This is a genomic window from Collinsella aerofaciens, assembly GCF_040926405.1.
Classification (GTDB): Bacteria; Actinomycetota; Coriobacteriia; order Coriobacteriales; family Coriobacteriaceae; genus Collinsella.
This window is the reverse complement of sequence record NZ_JBCOIG010000030.1, coordinates 1-15581: the sequence shown is the minus strand read 5'-3', so window position 1 is coordinate 15581 and position 15581 is coordinate 1. Positions and strand designations below refer to the sequence as shown.

The following is a 15581-nucleotide window of genomic DNA, read 5'->3' as shown; positions in this document are numbered from 1 at the left end:
AAGCTGGGCTGAGCGCTTTGCAAAAGAGGTGAGGGACTTCACAGATTTCGCTTTCGACGGGATGGTCTCTTCTGAAACTAGAGTATATCGTTTGCCGGCGTCGGCGATCATCGCGTGCGCGCTTGGCCCACATCCGCACCCGAACGGGCACAAGGGTGCTTAAGGCCGACTTAATCACCCACGCTTGTTGTGTGTGGCGTGCGTCGCCTCAGGCATAATGGAGCGCGAGAGGAGCACGCATGAACGAGCGCATTTTGGTAGTTGATGACGAGAAGGCCATCGCCGACTTGGTTGGCATCTACCTTACAAAAGAGGGCTTTGATGTCCAGATTGCCTATAGCGGGGCCGATGCTGCCAAGGCGATTTTGGAGCAGGAGTTCGATCTGGCGCTGCTTGATGTCATGCTGCCCGATATCGATGGCTTTGAGCTGCTGCGTACGATCCGTTCCAGCCATACCTATCCCGTGATCATGCTGACGGCGCGCGATGCCCAGCAAGACAAGATCGAGGGCCTTTCGCTTGGCGCGGACGATTACGTGGTTAAGCCGTTCCGCCCGCTGGAGCTCATCGCGCGCGTGCACGCTCAGCTTCGCCGCTACACCAGTTACGGTAGCCGTGCACAGGCGGCCGAGTCGCCGACCATTCAGCTCGACGGCTTGGAGATCAACCGCGACGCTCGTTCCGTGACGGTGGACGGTGCACCGGTACGCCTCACACCCACCGAGTATTCAATCTTGCTGTATCTGGTCGAGCATCGCGGCAGCGTGGTGGCCGTGGAGGACCTGTTCCGTGCGGTGTGGAACGAGGATTTTATGCCCGGCTCCAACAATACGGTGATGGTGCACATTCGCCACCTGCGCGAAAAGATCGGCGACGACGCACAAAAGCCGCGCTTTATCAAAAACGTCTGGGGCGTCGGCTACATAATCGAATAACGCCTTTGATGGTGGGGAAGTGGATATGACAAAAGACGATAGGCAGGCATTCGAGGTACCCGATCGGCTCTTTGATTACGTGAGGTCGGTCGTCGACAACCGTGCGCTTGCAACGGTGCTGCTCTTTTTGCTGAGCCTGCTGCTGATTGGCATCGACAACATCGTCGGAATCTTGGCGGTGCTGCTTGTTGGCTTTTTGCTGATCGATCGATTTGAGATCGTGCGCCGCTGCGTGGTGATTGGCGGCGCCGCGTGGGCCATGACGTTGGCGATTGGCGCCATGGCGCTCGGCGGCATCGAAGGGCCGGTGCTGTTCGATGCCGGCTTTGTATTCAACATGCTTGGCTTTGTGCTGGCGCTTGCCGCGTGCGTGATGTTCTTGTGCGGCCGAGCCCTGTACTACCAGGGCTACGAACAGGGCGAGCAGCATGCCGATTGTGTGCTGGCCGCTCGTATTCAAGATCGCCTGATCGATCACCCCGACACCTGGGACAACATCGACGGCGACTTCTTGGAGGTCGAGGGCGCCCTTAACCGCGTGCGTGACCGTGAGCGCAAGGTGCAGCAAGCTCTGCGTGACGAGTCGCATCGCAAGGACGATCTGGTTACGTACTTGGCACATGACCTACGCACCCCGCTTGCGAGCGTAGTGGGCTATCTTTCGCTGCTGCAAGAGGCTCCCGAGCTGCCGGTTGAGCAACGTGCGCACTTTACGGGCGTGGCGCTCGACAAGGCGCACCGGCTCGATACGCTCATCGAAGAGTTCTTCGATATCACGCGCTTTGACTTCCACGATATCGTGCTCACGCGCGGCTATGTTGATCTGGGGTTGCTGCTGGCTCAGGTGGCTGACGAGTTCTATCCCATCCTCAACGAGCAGCATAAGGAAGTCCAAGTTGATATTCGCGAGGACCTGACGGTGCTCGTGGATGGCGACAAAATGGCTCGCGTGTTCAACAACATCATGAAAAACGCTATTGCCTATAGCTATGAGGGCTCGACCATCACGATCGAGGCCAGACGCCGGGACGGCGGTGGCGTGCGCGTGCGCTTTATCAATCAGGGCGATCCCATCCCTGCGGCTAAGCTCAAGGTGATCTTTGAGAAGTTCTATCGCCTGGATGCGGCGCGTGCGACCAATCGCGGCGGCGCTGGACTGGGGCTTGCCATCGCCAAGGAGATCGTATGCGCGCACGGCGGTACCGTTGCATGTGAATCGACGCCCGAACACACGATATTCACCATCGAGCTGCCCGCCGCATAGCCAGCGTGCCCTTACAAACACTTGACAATGCGCTCACGTGCATATGAGCCGCGATTCCTACTATCGATACTGCTGAATTGATATCGATGTGGAGGTATGCGGTATGACGGCTGCTGCGGCTGTGGAGCCCACGGAGCTTGAAGAACTCATGAAAGCGCAGGCCGAGGCCGCGCACGAGCGCGAGGTTGGGGATGCGACTCGCCCCACGGCAGAGGATCTTGCCGCCTCGCCGACGCGAATCGATGTTGAGGGCCTCGACCTGTTCTATGGCGACCACCATGCGCTCAAGGACGTGAATATCAAGATCCGCGACAAGCAGATTACCTCGTTCATCGGGCCTTCGGGCTGCGGAAAGTCCACGTTGCTGCGCTGCTTTAACCGCATGAACGACGGCATCAAGGACTGCCGAATCGAGGGCAAGATTGCGCTCGATGGTCAAGATATCCTGGGCGACTACGACATCTGCCGCCTTCGCCAGCGCGTGGGCATGGTGTTCCAGCGCCCCAACCCGTTTCCCATGAGCATCTACGACAACGTCGCCTATGGGCCGCGCGGTATGGGTGTGCGCGATCGCGTCGTGCTCGACGAGCTGGTCGAAGACTCCCTGCGACGCGCCGCCCTGTGGGACGAGGCCAAGGACAAGCTCAAAGAGTCGGGTCTGGGTCTTTCGGGCGGCCAGCAGCAGCGCCTGTGCATCGCCCGCGCACTTGCCGTGCAGCCCGACATTCTGCTGATGGACGAGCCGACCTCGGCACTCGATCCTGTGTCGACGCTGGTGGTGGAGCAGCTGGCCTGCGAGCTCAAAGAGACCTGCACGCTCGTGGTCGTTACGCACAATATGCAGCAGGCGGCGCGTATCTCCGATTCGGTCGCATTCTTTTTGCTGGGTGAGCTGGTGGAGCACGCGCCCACCGCGCAACTCTTCAAGAATCCGACCGATCCGCGCACGGCGGATTATTTGACGGGGCGTTTTGGCTGATACCATCTAGTAAAGGTACCTTTAGGGTTAAGATGCGGTCATGCCGGCCGCAAAGGGGTTCAACATGATCTATTACGTCGAGGACGATGACAACATCAGGGATTTGACGGTCTATGCGCTGCGCAAGCAGGGGATTGAGGCCGAAGGCTTTTCGTGCGACGGTGAGTTTAAGGCTGCCGTGGCGCGACGGGTACCCGATGCCGTCCTGCTCGACATCATGCTGCCCGATACCGATGGCTTGGCGATTATGCGTCGACTGCGTGCCGATCGCCTGACGGCGACGGTGCCCATCATGATGCTTACCGCCAAGGATACCGAGCTCGACAAGGTGATGGCGCTCGATGGCGGTGCCGACGATTACCTGACTAAGCCGTTTTCGCTCATGGAGCTCGCCAGCCGCTGCCGCGCACTGCTGCGTCGCGGCGGCATGGTCAAACAGGCAAGCGATGTGCTCAGCGTGGGCGACATCGTGCTCTCGCCCAGCCATCGTGAGGTGACTGTTGCCGGCGAGTCGCTTAAGCTCACCCTGCGCGAGTTCGACCTGCTCGAGTACCTCATGCGCAAGCCCGGCGTGGTCTTTACCCGCGAGTCGTTGCTGCAGAGCGTGTGGGGCTGGGACTTCGACGGCGGTTCGCGCACCGTTGACGTGCACGTGCAGACGCTTCGCCAAAAACTGGGCGAGCATGCCAGCGCCATCGAGACCGTGCGCGGCGTGGGCTACCGCTTGGCCGAGCCTTCTGCCGGTGATGGTGCCGAAGGTGACGACACCGCGGCCACCGCATCGGAGGAGTAACCCGTGGTCTTCGCCCCCCAGGGAAAACATACGCTGTCGCACCGCGTTTTTGTGACGATCTTTGTCTGCGCCATGGCGGTTATCGTGGCGTTTACGGTGCTGGGTGCGTTCTTTGTGCAAAACACCTTGGCGGATGCCACGAGTGCCAACCTGGCGCAAGAAACCGAGCTCATTGCTGCCGCCCTCGACGAGCAGCAGGAGCCCATCCCGTTCTTGCGTAGCCTCGATCGAGAGGACTTGCGCATCACGCTGATTAACAAGGATGGATCGGTTGCCTACGACAACGAGGCGTCGCCTTCCACACTGCCCAACCATGGCGATCGCCCCGAGGTCATCGAGGCCTTTGAGAGTGGTTCGGGTTCCGCGGAGCGCGCAAGCTCTACGCTCGACGAGATTATGCTGTATCGCGCCGTCGCCCTTGATAACGGCCAGGTTGTCCGCTTGGCGCAGGCCCAGCCTGGCGTTGCGGCGATTTTGCTGTCGATGGTGGCGCCGATGCTGCTTATCGCAGCAGCGGGTGCGGTACTCTCGTTTTTTATGGCGCGCCGCGAGTCCCGTGCCATCATCGCGCCTTTGCAAGAGGTGGATTTGGACCACCCACGCCGTAGCTATGAGCACGCCTATGCCGAGATGGTCCCCATGCTTGAGCGTATTGAGTCGCAGCGCCAGGAGCTCAAGCGCCAAATGGCGGTGCTGGCGGACAACGACCGTATTCGCCGCGAGTTCACGGCGAATATCACCCATGAGCTCAAGACGCCGCTTACGGCGATTTCGGGCTATGCCGAGCTCATCGCAAACGGCATGGTCGAGGGCGAGGGCGACCTGCGCAACTTTGGCGGTCGCATCTATCGTGAGGCGGGCCGCTTGGCAGCGCTTGTCAACGATATCCTTACGCTGTCTAACTTGGACGAGGCCGAGCGTGCAGCTGAGGGCGAGGCGGTGCCCATTGGGTCCACGGAGCCTATTGAGCTCTCGCGTGCCATCTACGCGGTCGAGCAGCGTCTTGAACAGGTCGCCCGTCAGGCGAATGTGACGATAAGTCATGAGACCAAGCCTGTGGTCATCGAGGGCGTGTCGCGCTTGATTGACGAGCTCATCTATAATCTGGCAAGCAACGCCATCCGCTACAATCGACCCGGCGGTACGGTTACGCTGCAGTGCGGCACCAACGACGAAGGCCATCCGTTCCTTGCGGTCGCCGACACGGGAATCGGTATCGCGCCTGAAGAACAGGGCAAGGTATTTGAGCGGTTCTATCGCGTGGACAAGAGTAGGTCCAAGGCGCGCGGCGGAACCGGTCTGGGGCTTGCCATTGTCAAGCATGCGGCCCTGTATCATCACGCCACGCTCGATCTGTCGAGCGAGTTGGGCGTGGGAACCACCATTACGGTGACGTTTCCCATACAGCAGGACGAGCCATTTGCATAGCGATACAACATAGGTATTGATGTAGACGCCGCATTTGACTTTCGGGTGCGGCGTTGTTGTGCAATTTTACGATTGCTTCCGACATTTTTACAGGAGAGCCTGTTTCTTATGTATAGAGTTTGGTCTCGGTAAAAAGATGCGATAACATACGGACAGTTTTGTCAATCCGAACTGGGGAAATGAAAGGCAAGCTGCATGACCCTTCTCGAACTGTTCCAGCTGCTGAAGAAGCACCTCAAGCTGGTCATCACCCTTCCGGTGGTCTGCGCGATCGCCATGGGCATCGTGTCCTTCGCCGCGATGGACAACACCTATACCGCGACGACGAGCATGTACATTCTCGCCAAGACCGACGATAGCGGCCAGATGAGCTACAACGATCTCTCGGCGAGCCAGATGCTTTCCAACGATATCGCCACGCTGCTGGATAGCGATAGCGTTAAGAGCGGCGCCGCCAAGGAACTGGGCCTCACCGATCTGGATGACTACAAGGTGTCTGTTTCCTCCGAGACCACCACGCGTGTCATTACGCTTTCGGTTACCGGCACCGATGCCAAGGAGACGGCTGAGGTCGCAAAGGCCATAGCTAGCTCGGTGAGTACGGTCGCTCAGAACGTCGGCGCTGCCCAGAGCATCAACGTTATCGACGAGGCTAAGACCCCCGAAGCCCCCAGCGGCCCCAAGCGCACGCTGTATATTGCCGTCGCGTTCCTCGCCGGTATCTTTATCGCAGTCGCCTATGTCGTTTTGGCAGACATGCTCAATACCCGCATCCGCGGTGCCGAAGAGGCGGAAGAGCTCCTGGGCATTCCCGTTGTTGGCCGAATTCCGGCTATGAAAGGTGGTAAATAGGCATGGCTAAGGCAAAGAACACCGATAAGCTCGTTGTACAGAATGCCGCCAAGACCCTTCTGGCCAACATCCGCTTTGCGAGCGTGGACGACCCCATTCGCACCATCACCGTTACGTCCTCGATTCCCAACGAGGGCAAGTCTACGGTTTCCATCAACCTTGCCCAGGCTATCGCCACCAGCGGCAAGAGCGTCCTGCTGGTCGAGGCTGATATGCGTCGCAGGTCCCTTGCCGATATGCTCGGCGTCCGCTCCCGCGGCGGACTCTATGCAGTCCTTTCCGAGCAGGTTTCTATTGACCAGGCGATTGTCGAGACGGGTCAGAAGAACTTCTACTTCCTCGATGCCGAGCCGCATATTCCCAATCCTGCCGACATCATCGTCTCTCACCGCTTTGCCAAGCTGGTAAAGGCACTGTCCGCCAAGTTCCAGTACGTCATCTTTGATGCTCCCCCGGTCGGCACCTTCATCGATGCTGCCGAGATCGCAAGTCTGACCGACGGTGCGCTTTTTGTCGTGCGTGAGGATTTCACCAAGCGCGAGGAGGCGCTCAACGCCATCGGTCAGCTTAAGAAGTCCGAGAAGGTCAAGCTCATTGGTACCGTTATGAACTACTGCGAGACCGAGACCAGCGAGTACTACTACTCCTACTACACCAAGGACGGTAAGAAGGTGAAGAAGGGCTCCGACGATCAGGGGACTTCCAAAAAGGGCATCTTCACCAACCGAGCAAACGTTTAGTTGATTAAGGCTGACCTATGCGTGACATTCATTGCCATATCTTGCCGGGTGTAGACGACGGCGCCGCCGATCTCGATGAGAGCTTGGCGATGCTCGAGGCTGCCAAGCGGGCCGGTGTAACCAGAATCGTTTGCACTCCTCACTGCCGTGATCCCTATTTTGATTACGACAAGATGTGGGATGCCTTTGAGCTGCTGCGTGATAACGCTGACGGTTTTCCGCTCCAGATGGGCTTCGAGGTCAACCATCGAAAGCTCGTTGAGCTTGGTATCGATGCCGCGGAGCACTTGCATTTCGATGGAACCAACGAGTTTCTGCTCGAGCTTTCGACGCATGCCGATGCGTATGCGTTTAGAGAGTACGAGAACACGATTTACGATTTGCAGTGCCGTGGCTACCAGGTGATCATCGCTCATCCTGAGCGCTATCGTGCGGTTCAAAAGGATGTAAGCGTGGCGGAGCGCCTGGTCGATATGGGCTGCAAGCTGCAGGCTTCGGCGGACTTTATTGCCGGCGGTCGCTTTGGTCGCGAGAAAAAGCCGGCACAGCGCCTGTTCGATCAGAACCTGTACAGCTTCATCGCGAGCGATGCCCATAACGTGGGTCATTACGATTGCCTGGCGAAGGCTCGCGCGAAGTTTAGCGTGCGCGGAGCTCATTTTCGCTAAAATCTGTCCCTAACGTTCGCATTGAATGAAGGGGCAGCCATGGATATTCAACTTAAGACGGGATGCTTTGATGACGCGGCGTTGGTGCGCCGCGTCGTTTTTATGGACGAGCAGGGCTACGAGAATGAGTTCGACGCTATCGACGAGGATCCGAACTGCATTCATGTGACGCTCTATGTAGACGGCGAGCTTGCCGGTTGCTCGCGCGTGTTTCCCGAAGAGCTTGAGCGCGTGGCTGACGCAGAGGCCCCGGTGTTGCCGGCATGCGACATGGACGAAGGCGTTGCGGCGGGGGAGACCTACATTATGGGGCGCGTCGCAGTGCTGCCGGCTATGCGTCGTCGCGGATTGGCGAGTGCGATCGTCGAGGCCAGTGATGCGTGTGCACGCGATGCCGGCGCAAAGCTTATTAAGCTGCATGCACAGGAATACGTGCTGCCGCTCTATGTAAAGGCGGGCTACACGCAAATTGCCCCGGTAGATTACGAAGACGAGGGCCAACCCCATGCCTGGATGCCCAAGCGCGTAGATGGCAGATAGGGACGTTCCTTTTCTGCCGGCAGGGGGGGGGGCACTCCTTGGCAATTGGCGCATCGGAGCGTTTGGACATACAGTTTTTCGATTCCGTATGTATATATGCGCGCTAATGGGTTATAAAATCTAAGTCTGAACATAGCAGGTCTGCGATGCGGCTCGGGCAACCGGGCCGTTTTTGCGGACGGGGGTAGCGCGAAAGGACTGCACATGCGTCAATTTAAGACCGAGAGCAAAAAACTGCTCGACCTCATGATCAACTCCATCTACACCAATAAGGAAATCTTCCTGCGCGAGCTTATCTCTAACGCGAGCGACGCCGTCGACAAGCTCAACTTTAAGAGCCTGCAGGATCCGAGCGTTAAGCTCGACCAAGGTGACCTTGCCATCCGCGTCTCTTTCGACAAGGATGCCCGCACCATCACGATCTCGGATAACGGCATTGGCATGACCGCCGAGGAGCTCGAGCGCAACTTGGGCACCATCGCCCATTCCGGCTCCGAGGAGTTTAAGACCGAGAACGCCGAGCAGCAGGGTTCGGATGTCGACATCATCGGCCAGTTTGGCGTGGGCTTCTACTCGGCCTTTATGGTCGCCAGCCATGTGAAGGTCGTGAGCCGCGCCTATGGCGAGGATGTCGCCCATGTGTGGGAGTCGGACGGTCTTGAGGGCTACACCATCGAGGATGGCGAGCGCGCCGAGCACGGTACCGATGTCATTCTGACGCTGCGTGAGAACGAGAAGCTCGACGCCGATGGCGAGGCCGAGGCCTACGATCGCTTCCTGACCGAGTGGGGCCTCAAGAGCCTGATTCAGCAGTACAGCAACTATGTGCGCTACCCGATTCGGATGATGGTGTCCAAGAGCCGCCAGAAACCCAAGCCCGAGGACGCCGGCGACGATTACAAGCCCGAGTATGAGGACTACCAGGAGCTCGAGACCATCAACTCCATGACGCCGATTTGGAAAAAGCGCAGCTCCGATGTTGAGCAGAAGGACTACGACGAGTTCTACAAGTCTACGTTCCACGACTTTGATAATCCTGCGCGCACCATCAGCTTCCACGCCGAGGGCACGCTCGAGTACGACGCCCTGCTGTTTGTGCCGGGTCGCGCCCCGTTCGATCTGTACAGCAAGGACTACGAGAAGGGTCTGGCGCTCTACAGCTCCAACGTGCTGATTATGGAGAAATGCGACGACCTGCTGCCCGACTACTACAACTTTGTGCGCGGTGTCGTGGATTCCGCCGACGTGTCGCTCAACATCTCGCGTGAGACGCTGCAGCAGAACCGTCAGCTCAAGGCCATCGCCAAGCGTGTGGAAAAGAAGATCACCGCTGACCTTGAGGATATGCGTGACAACGACCGCGAGGCCTACGAGAAGTTCTTTGAGAACTTTGGCCGCGGCCTTAAGTACGGCATCTACTCGAGCTATGGCATGAAGGCCGATGAGCTCGCCGACCTGCTGCTGTTCTGGTCTGCCAAGGAGCAGAAGATGATTACCCTAGCCGAGTATGCCAAGGGCATGCCCGAGGATCAGAAGGCCATCTACTACGCCGCCGGCGACTCGCGTGAGCGCTTGGCCAAGATGCCCGTGGTAAAGGGCGTGCTCGACCGCGGCTATGACGTGCTGCTACTGACGCAGGATGTGGATGAGTTCACCTTCCAGGCCATGCGTGAGTACATTGCCGCCGATATGCCCAAGATTTACGAGGACGACGCTGCCCGCGAGGCTGCCGAGAAGGCTGTGGCCGACGGTGCCGAGCCCGAGGTCGAGGATCGTCATCTGGAGCTCAAGAACGTCGCGACCGGTGATCTTGACCTGGCGACCGAGGACGAAAAGAAGGAGGCCGAGGACGCCACCAAGGAGAACGAGGACCTCTTTAGCGCCATGAAGGAGGCGCTCGGCGACAAGGTCGAGAAGGTCGCCGTCTCTGCGCGCCTGACCGATGCTCCCGCGTGCATCACCACCGAGGGCCCGCTTTCGCTCGAGATGGAGAAGGTGCTCCAGAAGGGTCCCGAGGGAGCGCCCGATGGTATGCCCAAGAGCCAGCGCGTGCTCGAGCTCAACGCCAAGCACCCGGTCTTTGCCAAGCTTGTCGCTGCCCAGAAGGCAGGCGACGCCGACAAGATCAAGCAGTACTCCGGTCTGCTCTACGATCAGGCCCTGCTGGTCGAGGGCATTTTGCCCGAGGACCCCGTTGCCTTCGCGGCAGCTGTCTGCAACTTGATGTAGTTCGGGGATACGGCACCGTAACTAGATTAGAACGAGAGTGGATAATCTCCCACTTTTGGCTCGAATGCGGGCTTGAAGTGGGAGATTTTCCACTCTCGTTTCCTTTTGAATGATCCCTTCGTCCCCAAGGGATCATTTATTTGTGCGGGTTGTGGTTTTGTGACCTGCTGAAATTTAGGATACTGTACATCTGTACGTTAACTCATCTTCGTAGTATATTGCTACCCGCAAAACTCAACACCATTGTGCTTTGAGACGTTAAAGCGCCTACTACAATGGTTGTCGATAGTACGATTCGATTTAACGACAGGATGGATGGTCCAAGCGTGAGTCTCGGCAGCAAACTATCCAATGCAAAGGTGTCCTTTGCGATATTTAAGCGCGACATTAAGCGACTGCTTGTGAACCCCGTCGCCCTGGTGGTTACCCTAGGCGTGTGCGTTATTCCCTCGCTGTATGCCTGGTATAACATCGTGGCAAACTGGGATCCGTATGGAAACACCCAAGGCATCAAGATTGCTATCGCCAACAACGATCGAGGCACCCAAAACGACTTGGTGGGTGAGCTCAACGCTGGCGACAAAGTGGTCGACCAGCTCAAGGAGAATCATCAGTTGGGCTGGACGTTCGTCGACTCGACGGCCGATGCCAAGGAGGGCGTCGAGAGCGGCGAGTACTATGCCGCTATCGTGATTCCCAAGAACTTCTCGGATAACCTGGTTTCGATGCTCGACGGCAACTACCATCAGCCCAAGCTCACGTACTACGTCAATGAGAAGAAGAGCGCCATTGCGCCCAAGGTTACCGATACCGGTGCAAACACCATCGAGGAGCAGATCAACTCGGAATTTGTCTCTACGGTAGGCAAGACTGTTGCCGGTATCGCCAAGGATGCCGGTGTCGATTTAAAGGACAAGGCAACCCAGACTCAGGACTCGCTGGCAAGTTCGGTGTCCGAGGCGTCCGACACCTTGGGCGAGGTGTGCGATTCGATTGGCGATATGAATGCCGCCATCGATAAGACGAGTGGCGCTATCGCCTCGGCTGATGCGGCACTTGCCGGCTTGCAAGGCCAGGCACCGTCGCTGACGCAGGCGATCTCCCAGGGCAACGACCTGCTGAGCGAAGCTCGCACCACGGCGGGCAACTCCATCACCTCGCTCTCCAAGGCGCTCTCGGAAGGCAGCCTTGCGCTCACCAAGACGTCGGCCTCTGCGAACGCTGCCATCGGCAAGCTGACGGGCGCGGTCACATCTACGACCACCCGTATCGACAACTCGCTCGAGTCTCTTCAAGCGACGATCGACCACAATAAGGCCGTTATCGGGCACTTGGAGATTCTCGCCAATGACACGTCGACAGGTTCCGAGGAAATTGACGCGCGCATTGTATCGACCATCGATTTGCTTCGAGAGCAGAATGAAAAGCTTCAGAGCATCAAGGACGGTCTGTCCGCGCAGTCGAGCGCCATGGCGAATGACGCAGCGGCTGTTTCGGGTGCCAGTGACGCTATCAATAACGCAATTCATACCGGTGCGACCAACCTTGGCCAAGCCCAGACGGACTTGGGCCAAAACGCGCTGCCGAAGGCCTCGAGCGCGCTCGACTCTTTTGCTGCCGTTTCGGGCGACCTGACCGGTATCGTCTCGGGTATGACACCTACACTTGCAAATGCGCGCGGCACGTTGGCGCAGCTTAGCGCTACGCTCGGCCAGGCCAAGACCACGCTGTCCCAGACCGATTCCTCGCTTGCCAAGGTCCAGGACAAGCTTGCAACCGCCGCCAATGACATCGCGGCGCTGCAGACCTCCGAGTCCATGGGCGAGCTGGCCGATCTGATGGGCGTCGATGTCAATGACGTGGCAGATTTCATGGCGTCTCCGGTTGAGTTGACGTCCAAGTCAATCTATCCGGTCAAGAGCTTTGGCTCGGGCATCGCTCCCTTCTACACCAATCTGGCGCTTTGGGTGGGCGGCTATGTGCTCATCGCCATTTACAAGCTCGAGGTCGACCGTGAAGGTGTTGGCAGCTTTACGGCGCGTCAGGGCTACTTTGGCCGCTGGTTGCTCATGGTGATCCTGGGCGCGTTGCAGGCCATCATCGTTACGGTAGGCGATCTGGTGATTGGCGTGCAGTGCGTCAGCCCGCTGCTGTTCGTGCTGGGCGGCATCGCCATTTCGTTCACCTACGTCAATATCATCTATGCGCTGTCCACCACGTTTAAGCATATCGGCAAGGCTATCGGCGTCATTCTCGTCATCGTGCAGATCCCGGGTTCGTCGGGCATGTACCCCATCGAGATGATGCCCGGCTTCTTCCAGTGGCTGCACCCGCTGCTGCCCTTTACCTACGGCATCAATCTGCTGCGCGAGACGGTCGGCGGCATGTATTCGTTCAACTACCTGTTTAACCTGTGCATTCTGGGCGTGTTCTTGATCGTGGCGCTCTTTATCGGCCTGCAGCTGCGTCCGCTGCTGCTCAACCTTAACCTGCTCTTTGATAAACAGCTCTCCACGACCGGTATGATGATTTGCGAGTCCAACGACCTGCCGCGCCAGCGCTACTCGCTGCGCACGGCCATGCGTGTCATGCTCGATTCCGATTCGTACCGTCGCGAACTGCTCGATCATGCGGTCGCCTTTGAACATCGCTACCCGTACTACATCAAGGGCGGTTTTGCCGCCGTGGTGGGCGTTCAGGTCCTGCTCTTTGTCCTGTCGACGGTTCTCGATATCGACAATAACGGCAAGATCATCCTGCTTGTTATTTGGATCATCTCGGTTATTGCCATCTGCGGCTGGCTTATCAATATCGAATATATCCGCGCGAGCCTCAATACCCAGATGCGCATCTCGGCGCTTTCGGATGAGGACCTGCGTCGCGAGATGCGCGAACACACGGCCGCCATTCCTGCCGCCCGCCACATGTTTGGCCTCAACGCCAGCGAGCGTGGTGCCAAGGGCGGCGATCAGTCCACGGGCCGCTTGCCGCATATCGGCTCGCACCATAAATCTCAGGGCAGCGACAGCACAGCCACAAATGATGGAGATACCACCGCGCTTGGCAAGCACTCCAAAGGAGGTGAGGCATAAATGAAGAACATCCTGCATCTGTTTAAGCGCGATGTCCAAAACGTGTCTCGCTCCGTGATCGGCTTGGTTGTCGTGATGGGCCTCATTATCGTACCGTGTCTGTACGCGTGGTTTAACATCGCCGGCAGCTGGGATCCGTACGGCAACACCGGCAATCTTAAGATCGCCGTGGTCAACACCGATGAGGGTTACGAGAGCGATTTGATCCCCGTCGAGGTTAACGTGGGCGAAAACGTGACCGCCACCCTACGCGGCAACGAGAGCTTCGATTGGGTTGTGCTCAACAATCGCGAAAAGGCTATCGAGGGCGTTAAGTCGGGCGCGTACTATGCTGCCGTCGTTATCCCCAAAACGTTTAGCGCTGACATGATGACGCTTTTCTCGACCGACGTGAAGCATGCCGATATCGAGTTCTACGAGAATCAGAAGGCCAACGCCATTGCGCAGATCGTGACCGAGAAGGGTTCGAGCGCCGTTCAGAACCAGGTTAACGAATCTTTTACCGAGACCATTACGAGCATCGGTCTTAAGACGGTGTCCAGCCTGCTCGATTACATGAGCACCGACCAGGTCAGCAACTTTATCGCCAACCTGTCCTCGACGCTCGGCGATTCGATTGGGGACCTGCAAGACGTTCAGGCTAATGCTTCGTCGCTGGCGGGCATTTTGAGCTCTACGTCCGATTCGTTGACGTCGGCGAGCGGTATGCTCCAGCAGACGGGTACGGTCGATGAGTCGACCAAGCAGTTGATGGAGCATGCCAAGAGCGGCATGAGCGATTCCAAAGAAGCGCTGAAGGCCGCCAACGACGCCATCAACGCCGCGATTGACGGAAGCGCGGGTTCGTTCGACAATGTGTCTGCCGAGCTCGCGAAGGCGTTCGACACCGCAAACCAGCATGTCGACCTTACGGTGTCCCAACTCAACGATGCCGCTGCGGCCCTCAATGCGCGCGCCAAGGATATCGATGCGATGGCCGATCAGCTCCGCAGCCTTGCCGACCAGGTGAGCGATGAGAATTTGAAGGACGGCCTCAAGTCCGCCGCGACGTCGCTGGGCAGAATCGCCGTTGAGTACCGCAACAATGCCAAGGATCTGGCGGCTACCGCGAAGTCTCTCTCCGATAGCATGGCCGAGGTCAACAACTCGCGTGCCGAGGTCGATCAGGCCATCGCTGATGCCAAGGCCGGCATCGCGGGTGCCAAATCCGATTACGATTCCACGTTCTCGGTTAAGGCCAAGGAGCTCAAGAAGACGGTTTCGGGCATTCTGGACTCGCTTGATGGCATCTCGGGCGACCTGGACAGCGCCGTAGGCGGCCTGACCGACGCATCCGGTTCGCTGGCAAAGGGCCTCTCCAAGGCTGCAAAGCTGGTCAACAAGGCTTCTGATCAGCTGGGCGAGGCGTCGGACAAGATCAGCGCGTTTAAGGACGAGCTCGACGGCGCCTTGATGTCGGATGACCTCGCTACGATCAAGACGATGATCGGCAATGATCCCGAGGGTCTGGCCGTGTCGCTTTCCGGCCCCGTCGCGCTCGATCGCAAGCCGGTCTATCCGATCCGCAACTACGGTTCGGCCATGGCACCGTTCTACACGATTCTGTCGCTCTGGGTCGGCTCGATCGTGCTGGCGGCCATGATGAAGGTCTCGGTTGACGACGAACTCATCAATGAGCTGATCCCCGTGCGCTTGCACGAGATCTACCTGGGCCGTTACCTGTTCTTTGGCGGTCTGGCCCTGCTGCAGGCAACGCTCGTGTGCGCGGGCGACATCCTGTTCTTTGGCATCCAGTGCGACAACCCGCTGCAGTTTGTGCTGGCGGGCTGGGTCGCGAGTCTCGTGTTCTCCAATATCGTCTACACGCTTACGGTGTCGTTTGGCGATATCGGCAAGGCGCTCGCCGTCGTGCTGCTGGTCATGCAGGTCGGCGGTTCGGGCGGCACGTTTCCCATCGAGATGACCGGCCCCGTGTTCCAGGCGATCTATCCGTTCCTGCCGTTTACTCACGGCATCAACGCCATGCACGCCGCCATGGCCGGTGCCTATCATATGGAGTAC

Annotated in this window: 12 protein-coding genes; all 12 read left to right on the top strand. The window is 58.3% G+C overall.

What is annotated here, in order from left to right:
- Window positions 1-239 precede the first annotated feature (239 nt).
- Entirely contained in the window at window positions 240-935 is a 696-nt protein-coding gene (locus AB5758_RS08680; RefSeq protein ID WP_250786886.1) for a response regulator transcription factor, read from the top strand.
- Between the two features lie 25 nt (window positions 936-960).
- On the top strand, window positions 961-2199 hold the full coding sequence (locus tag AB5758_RS08675) for a sensor histidine kinase (protein ID WP_346964821.1): 1239 nt from the start codon (window positions 961-963) through the stop codon (window positions 2197-2199).
- A gap of 103 nt (window positions 2200-2302) precedes the next feature.
- A complete protein-coding gene (gene pstB, locus AB5758_RS08670; RefSeq protein ID WP_006234803.1) occupies window positions 2303-3178 on the top strand; it encodes a phosphate ABC transporter ATP-binding protein PstB in 876 nt (291 codons plus the stop codon).
- Between the two features lie 64 nt (window positions 3179-3242).
- Window positions 3243-3971, top strand: coding sequence for a response regulator transcription factor (locus AB5758_RS08665; protein ID WP_050766101.1), 729 nt, complete (start codon window positions 3243-3245; stop codon window positions 3969-3971).
- 3 nt (window positions 3972-3974) lie between these two features.
- A complete protein-coding gene (locus AB5758_RS08660; RefSeq protein ID WP_368141437.1) occupies window positions 3975-5399 on the top strand; it encodes a sensor histidine kinase in 1425 nt (474 codons plus the stop codon).
- Window positions 5400-5594: 195 nt separating this feature from the next.
- The gene (locus AB5758_RS08655; RefSeq protein WP_117745655.1) at window positions 5595-6251 is read left to right on the top strand and encodes a YveK family protein; all 657 of its coding nucleotides are present in this window, start codon (window positions 5595-5597) and stop codon (window positions 6249-6251) included.
- A gap of 2 nt (window positions 6252-6253) precedes the next feature.
- On the top strand, window positions 6254-6991 hold the full coding sequence (locus AB5758_RS08650) for a CpsD/CapB family tyrosine-protein kinase (protein ID WP_035136836.1): 738 nt from the start codon (window positions 6254-6256) through the stop codon (window positions 6989-6991).
- A 17-nt stretch (window positions 6992-7008) separates the two neighbouring features.
- Complete coding sequence (locus tag AB5758_RS08645; RefSeq protein ID WP_022094060.1) at window positions 7009-7659, top strand: tyrosine-protein phosphatase; 651 nt, start codon at window positions 7009-7011, stop codon at window positions 7657-7659.
- Window positions 7660-7698: 39 nt separating this feature from the next.
- Window positions 7699-8199, top strand: a complete 501-nt coding sequence (locus AB5758_RS08640) for a GNAT family N-acetyltransferase (protein WP_346964823.1) — start codon at window positions 7699-7701, stop codon at window positions 8197-8199.
- 204 nt (window positions 8200-8403) lie between these two features.
- The gene (gene htpG / locus AB5758_RS08635) at window positions 8404-10428 is read left to right on the top strand and encodes a molecular chaperone HtpG (protein ID WP_368141754.1); all 2025 of its coding nucleotides are present in this window, start codon (window positions 8404-8406) and stop codon (window positions 10426-10428) included.
- A gap of 359 nt (window positions 10429-10787) precedes the next feature.
- Window positions 10788-13520, top strand: a complete 2733-nt coding sequence (locus AB5758_RS08630; protein WP_368155498.1) for a YhgE/Pip domain-containing protein — start codon at window positions 10788-10790, stop codon at window positions 13518-13520.
- Window positions 13521-15581: YhgE/Pip family protein (locus AB5758_RS08625; RefSeq protein ID WP_368155496.1), on the top strand; the 2061-nt coding region annotated here is incomplete at its 3' end.

Coding starts and splice junctions, on each gene's coding strand:
- AB5758_RS08680 (WP_250786886.1), top strand. CDS start 240: ATGAACGAGCGCATTTTGGTAGTTGATGACGAGAAGGCCATCGCCGAC.
- AB5758_RS08675 (WP_346964821.1), top strand. CDS start 961: ATGACAAAAGACGATAGGCAGGCATTCGAGGTACCCGATCGGCTCTTT.
- pstB (WP_006234803.1), top strand. CDS start 2,303: ATGACGGCTGCTGCGGCTGTGGAGCCCACGGAGCTTGAAGAACTCATG.
- AB5758_RS08665 (WP_050766101.1), top strand. CDS start 3,243: ATGATCTATTACGTCGAGGACGATGACAACATCAGGGATTTGACGGTC.
- AB5758_RS08655 (WP_117745655.1), top strand. CDS start 5,595: ATGACCCTTCTCGAACTGTTCCAGCTGCTGAAGAAGCACCTCAAGCTG.
- AB5758_RS08650 (WP_035136836.1), top strand. CDS start 6,254: ATGGCTAAGGCAAAGAACACCGATAAGCTCGTTGTACAGAATGCCGCC.
- AB5758_RS08645 (WP_022094060.1), top strand. CDS start 7,009: ATGCGTGACATTCATTGCCATATCTTGCCGGGTGTAGACGACGGCGCC.
- AB5758_RS08640 (WP_346964823.1), top strand. CDS start 7,699: ATGGATATTCAACTTAAGACGGGATGCTTTGATGACGCGGCGTTGGTG.
- htpG (WP_368141754.1), top strand. CDS start 8,404: ATGCGTCAATTTAAGACCGAGAGCAAAAAACTGCTCGACCTCATGATC.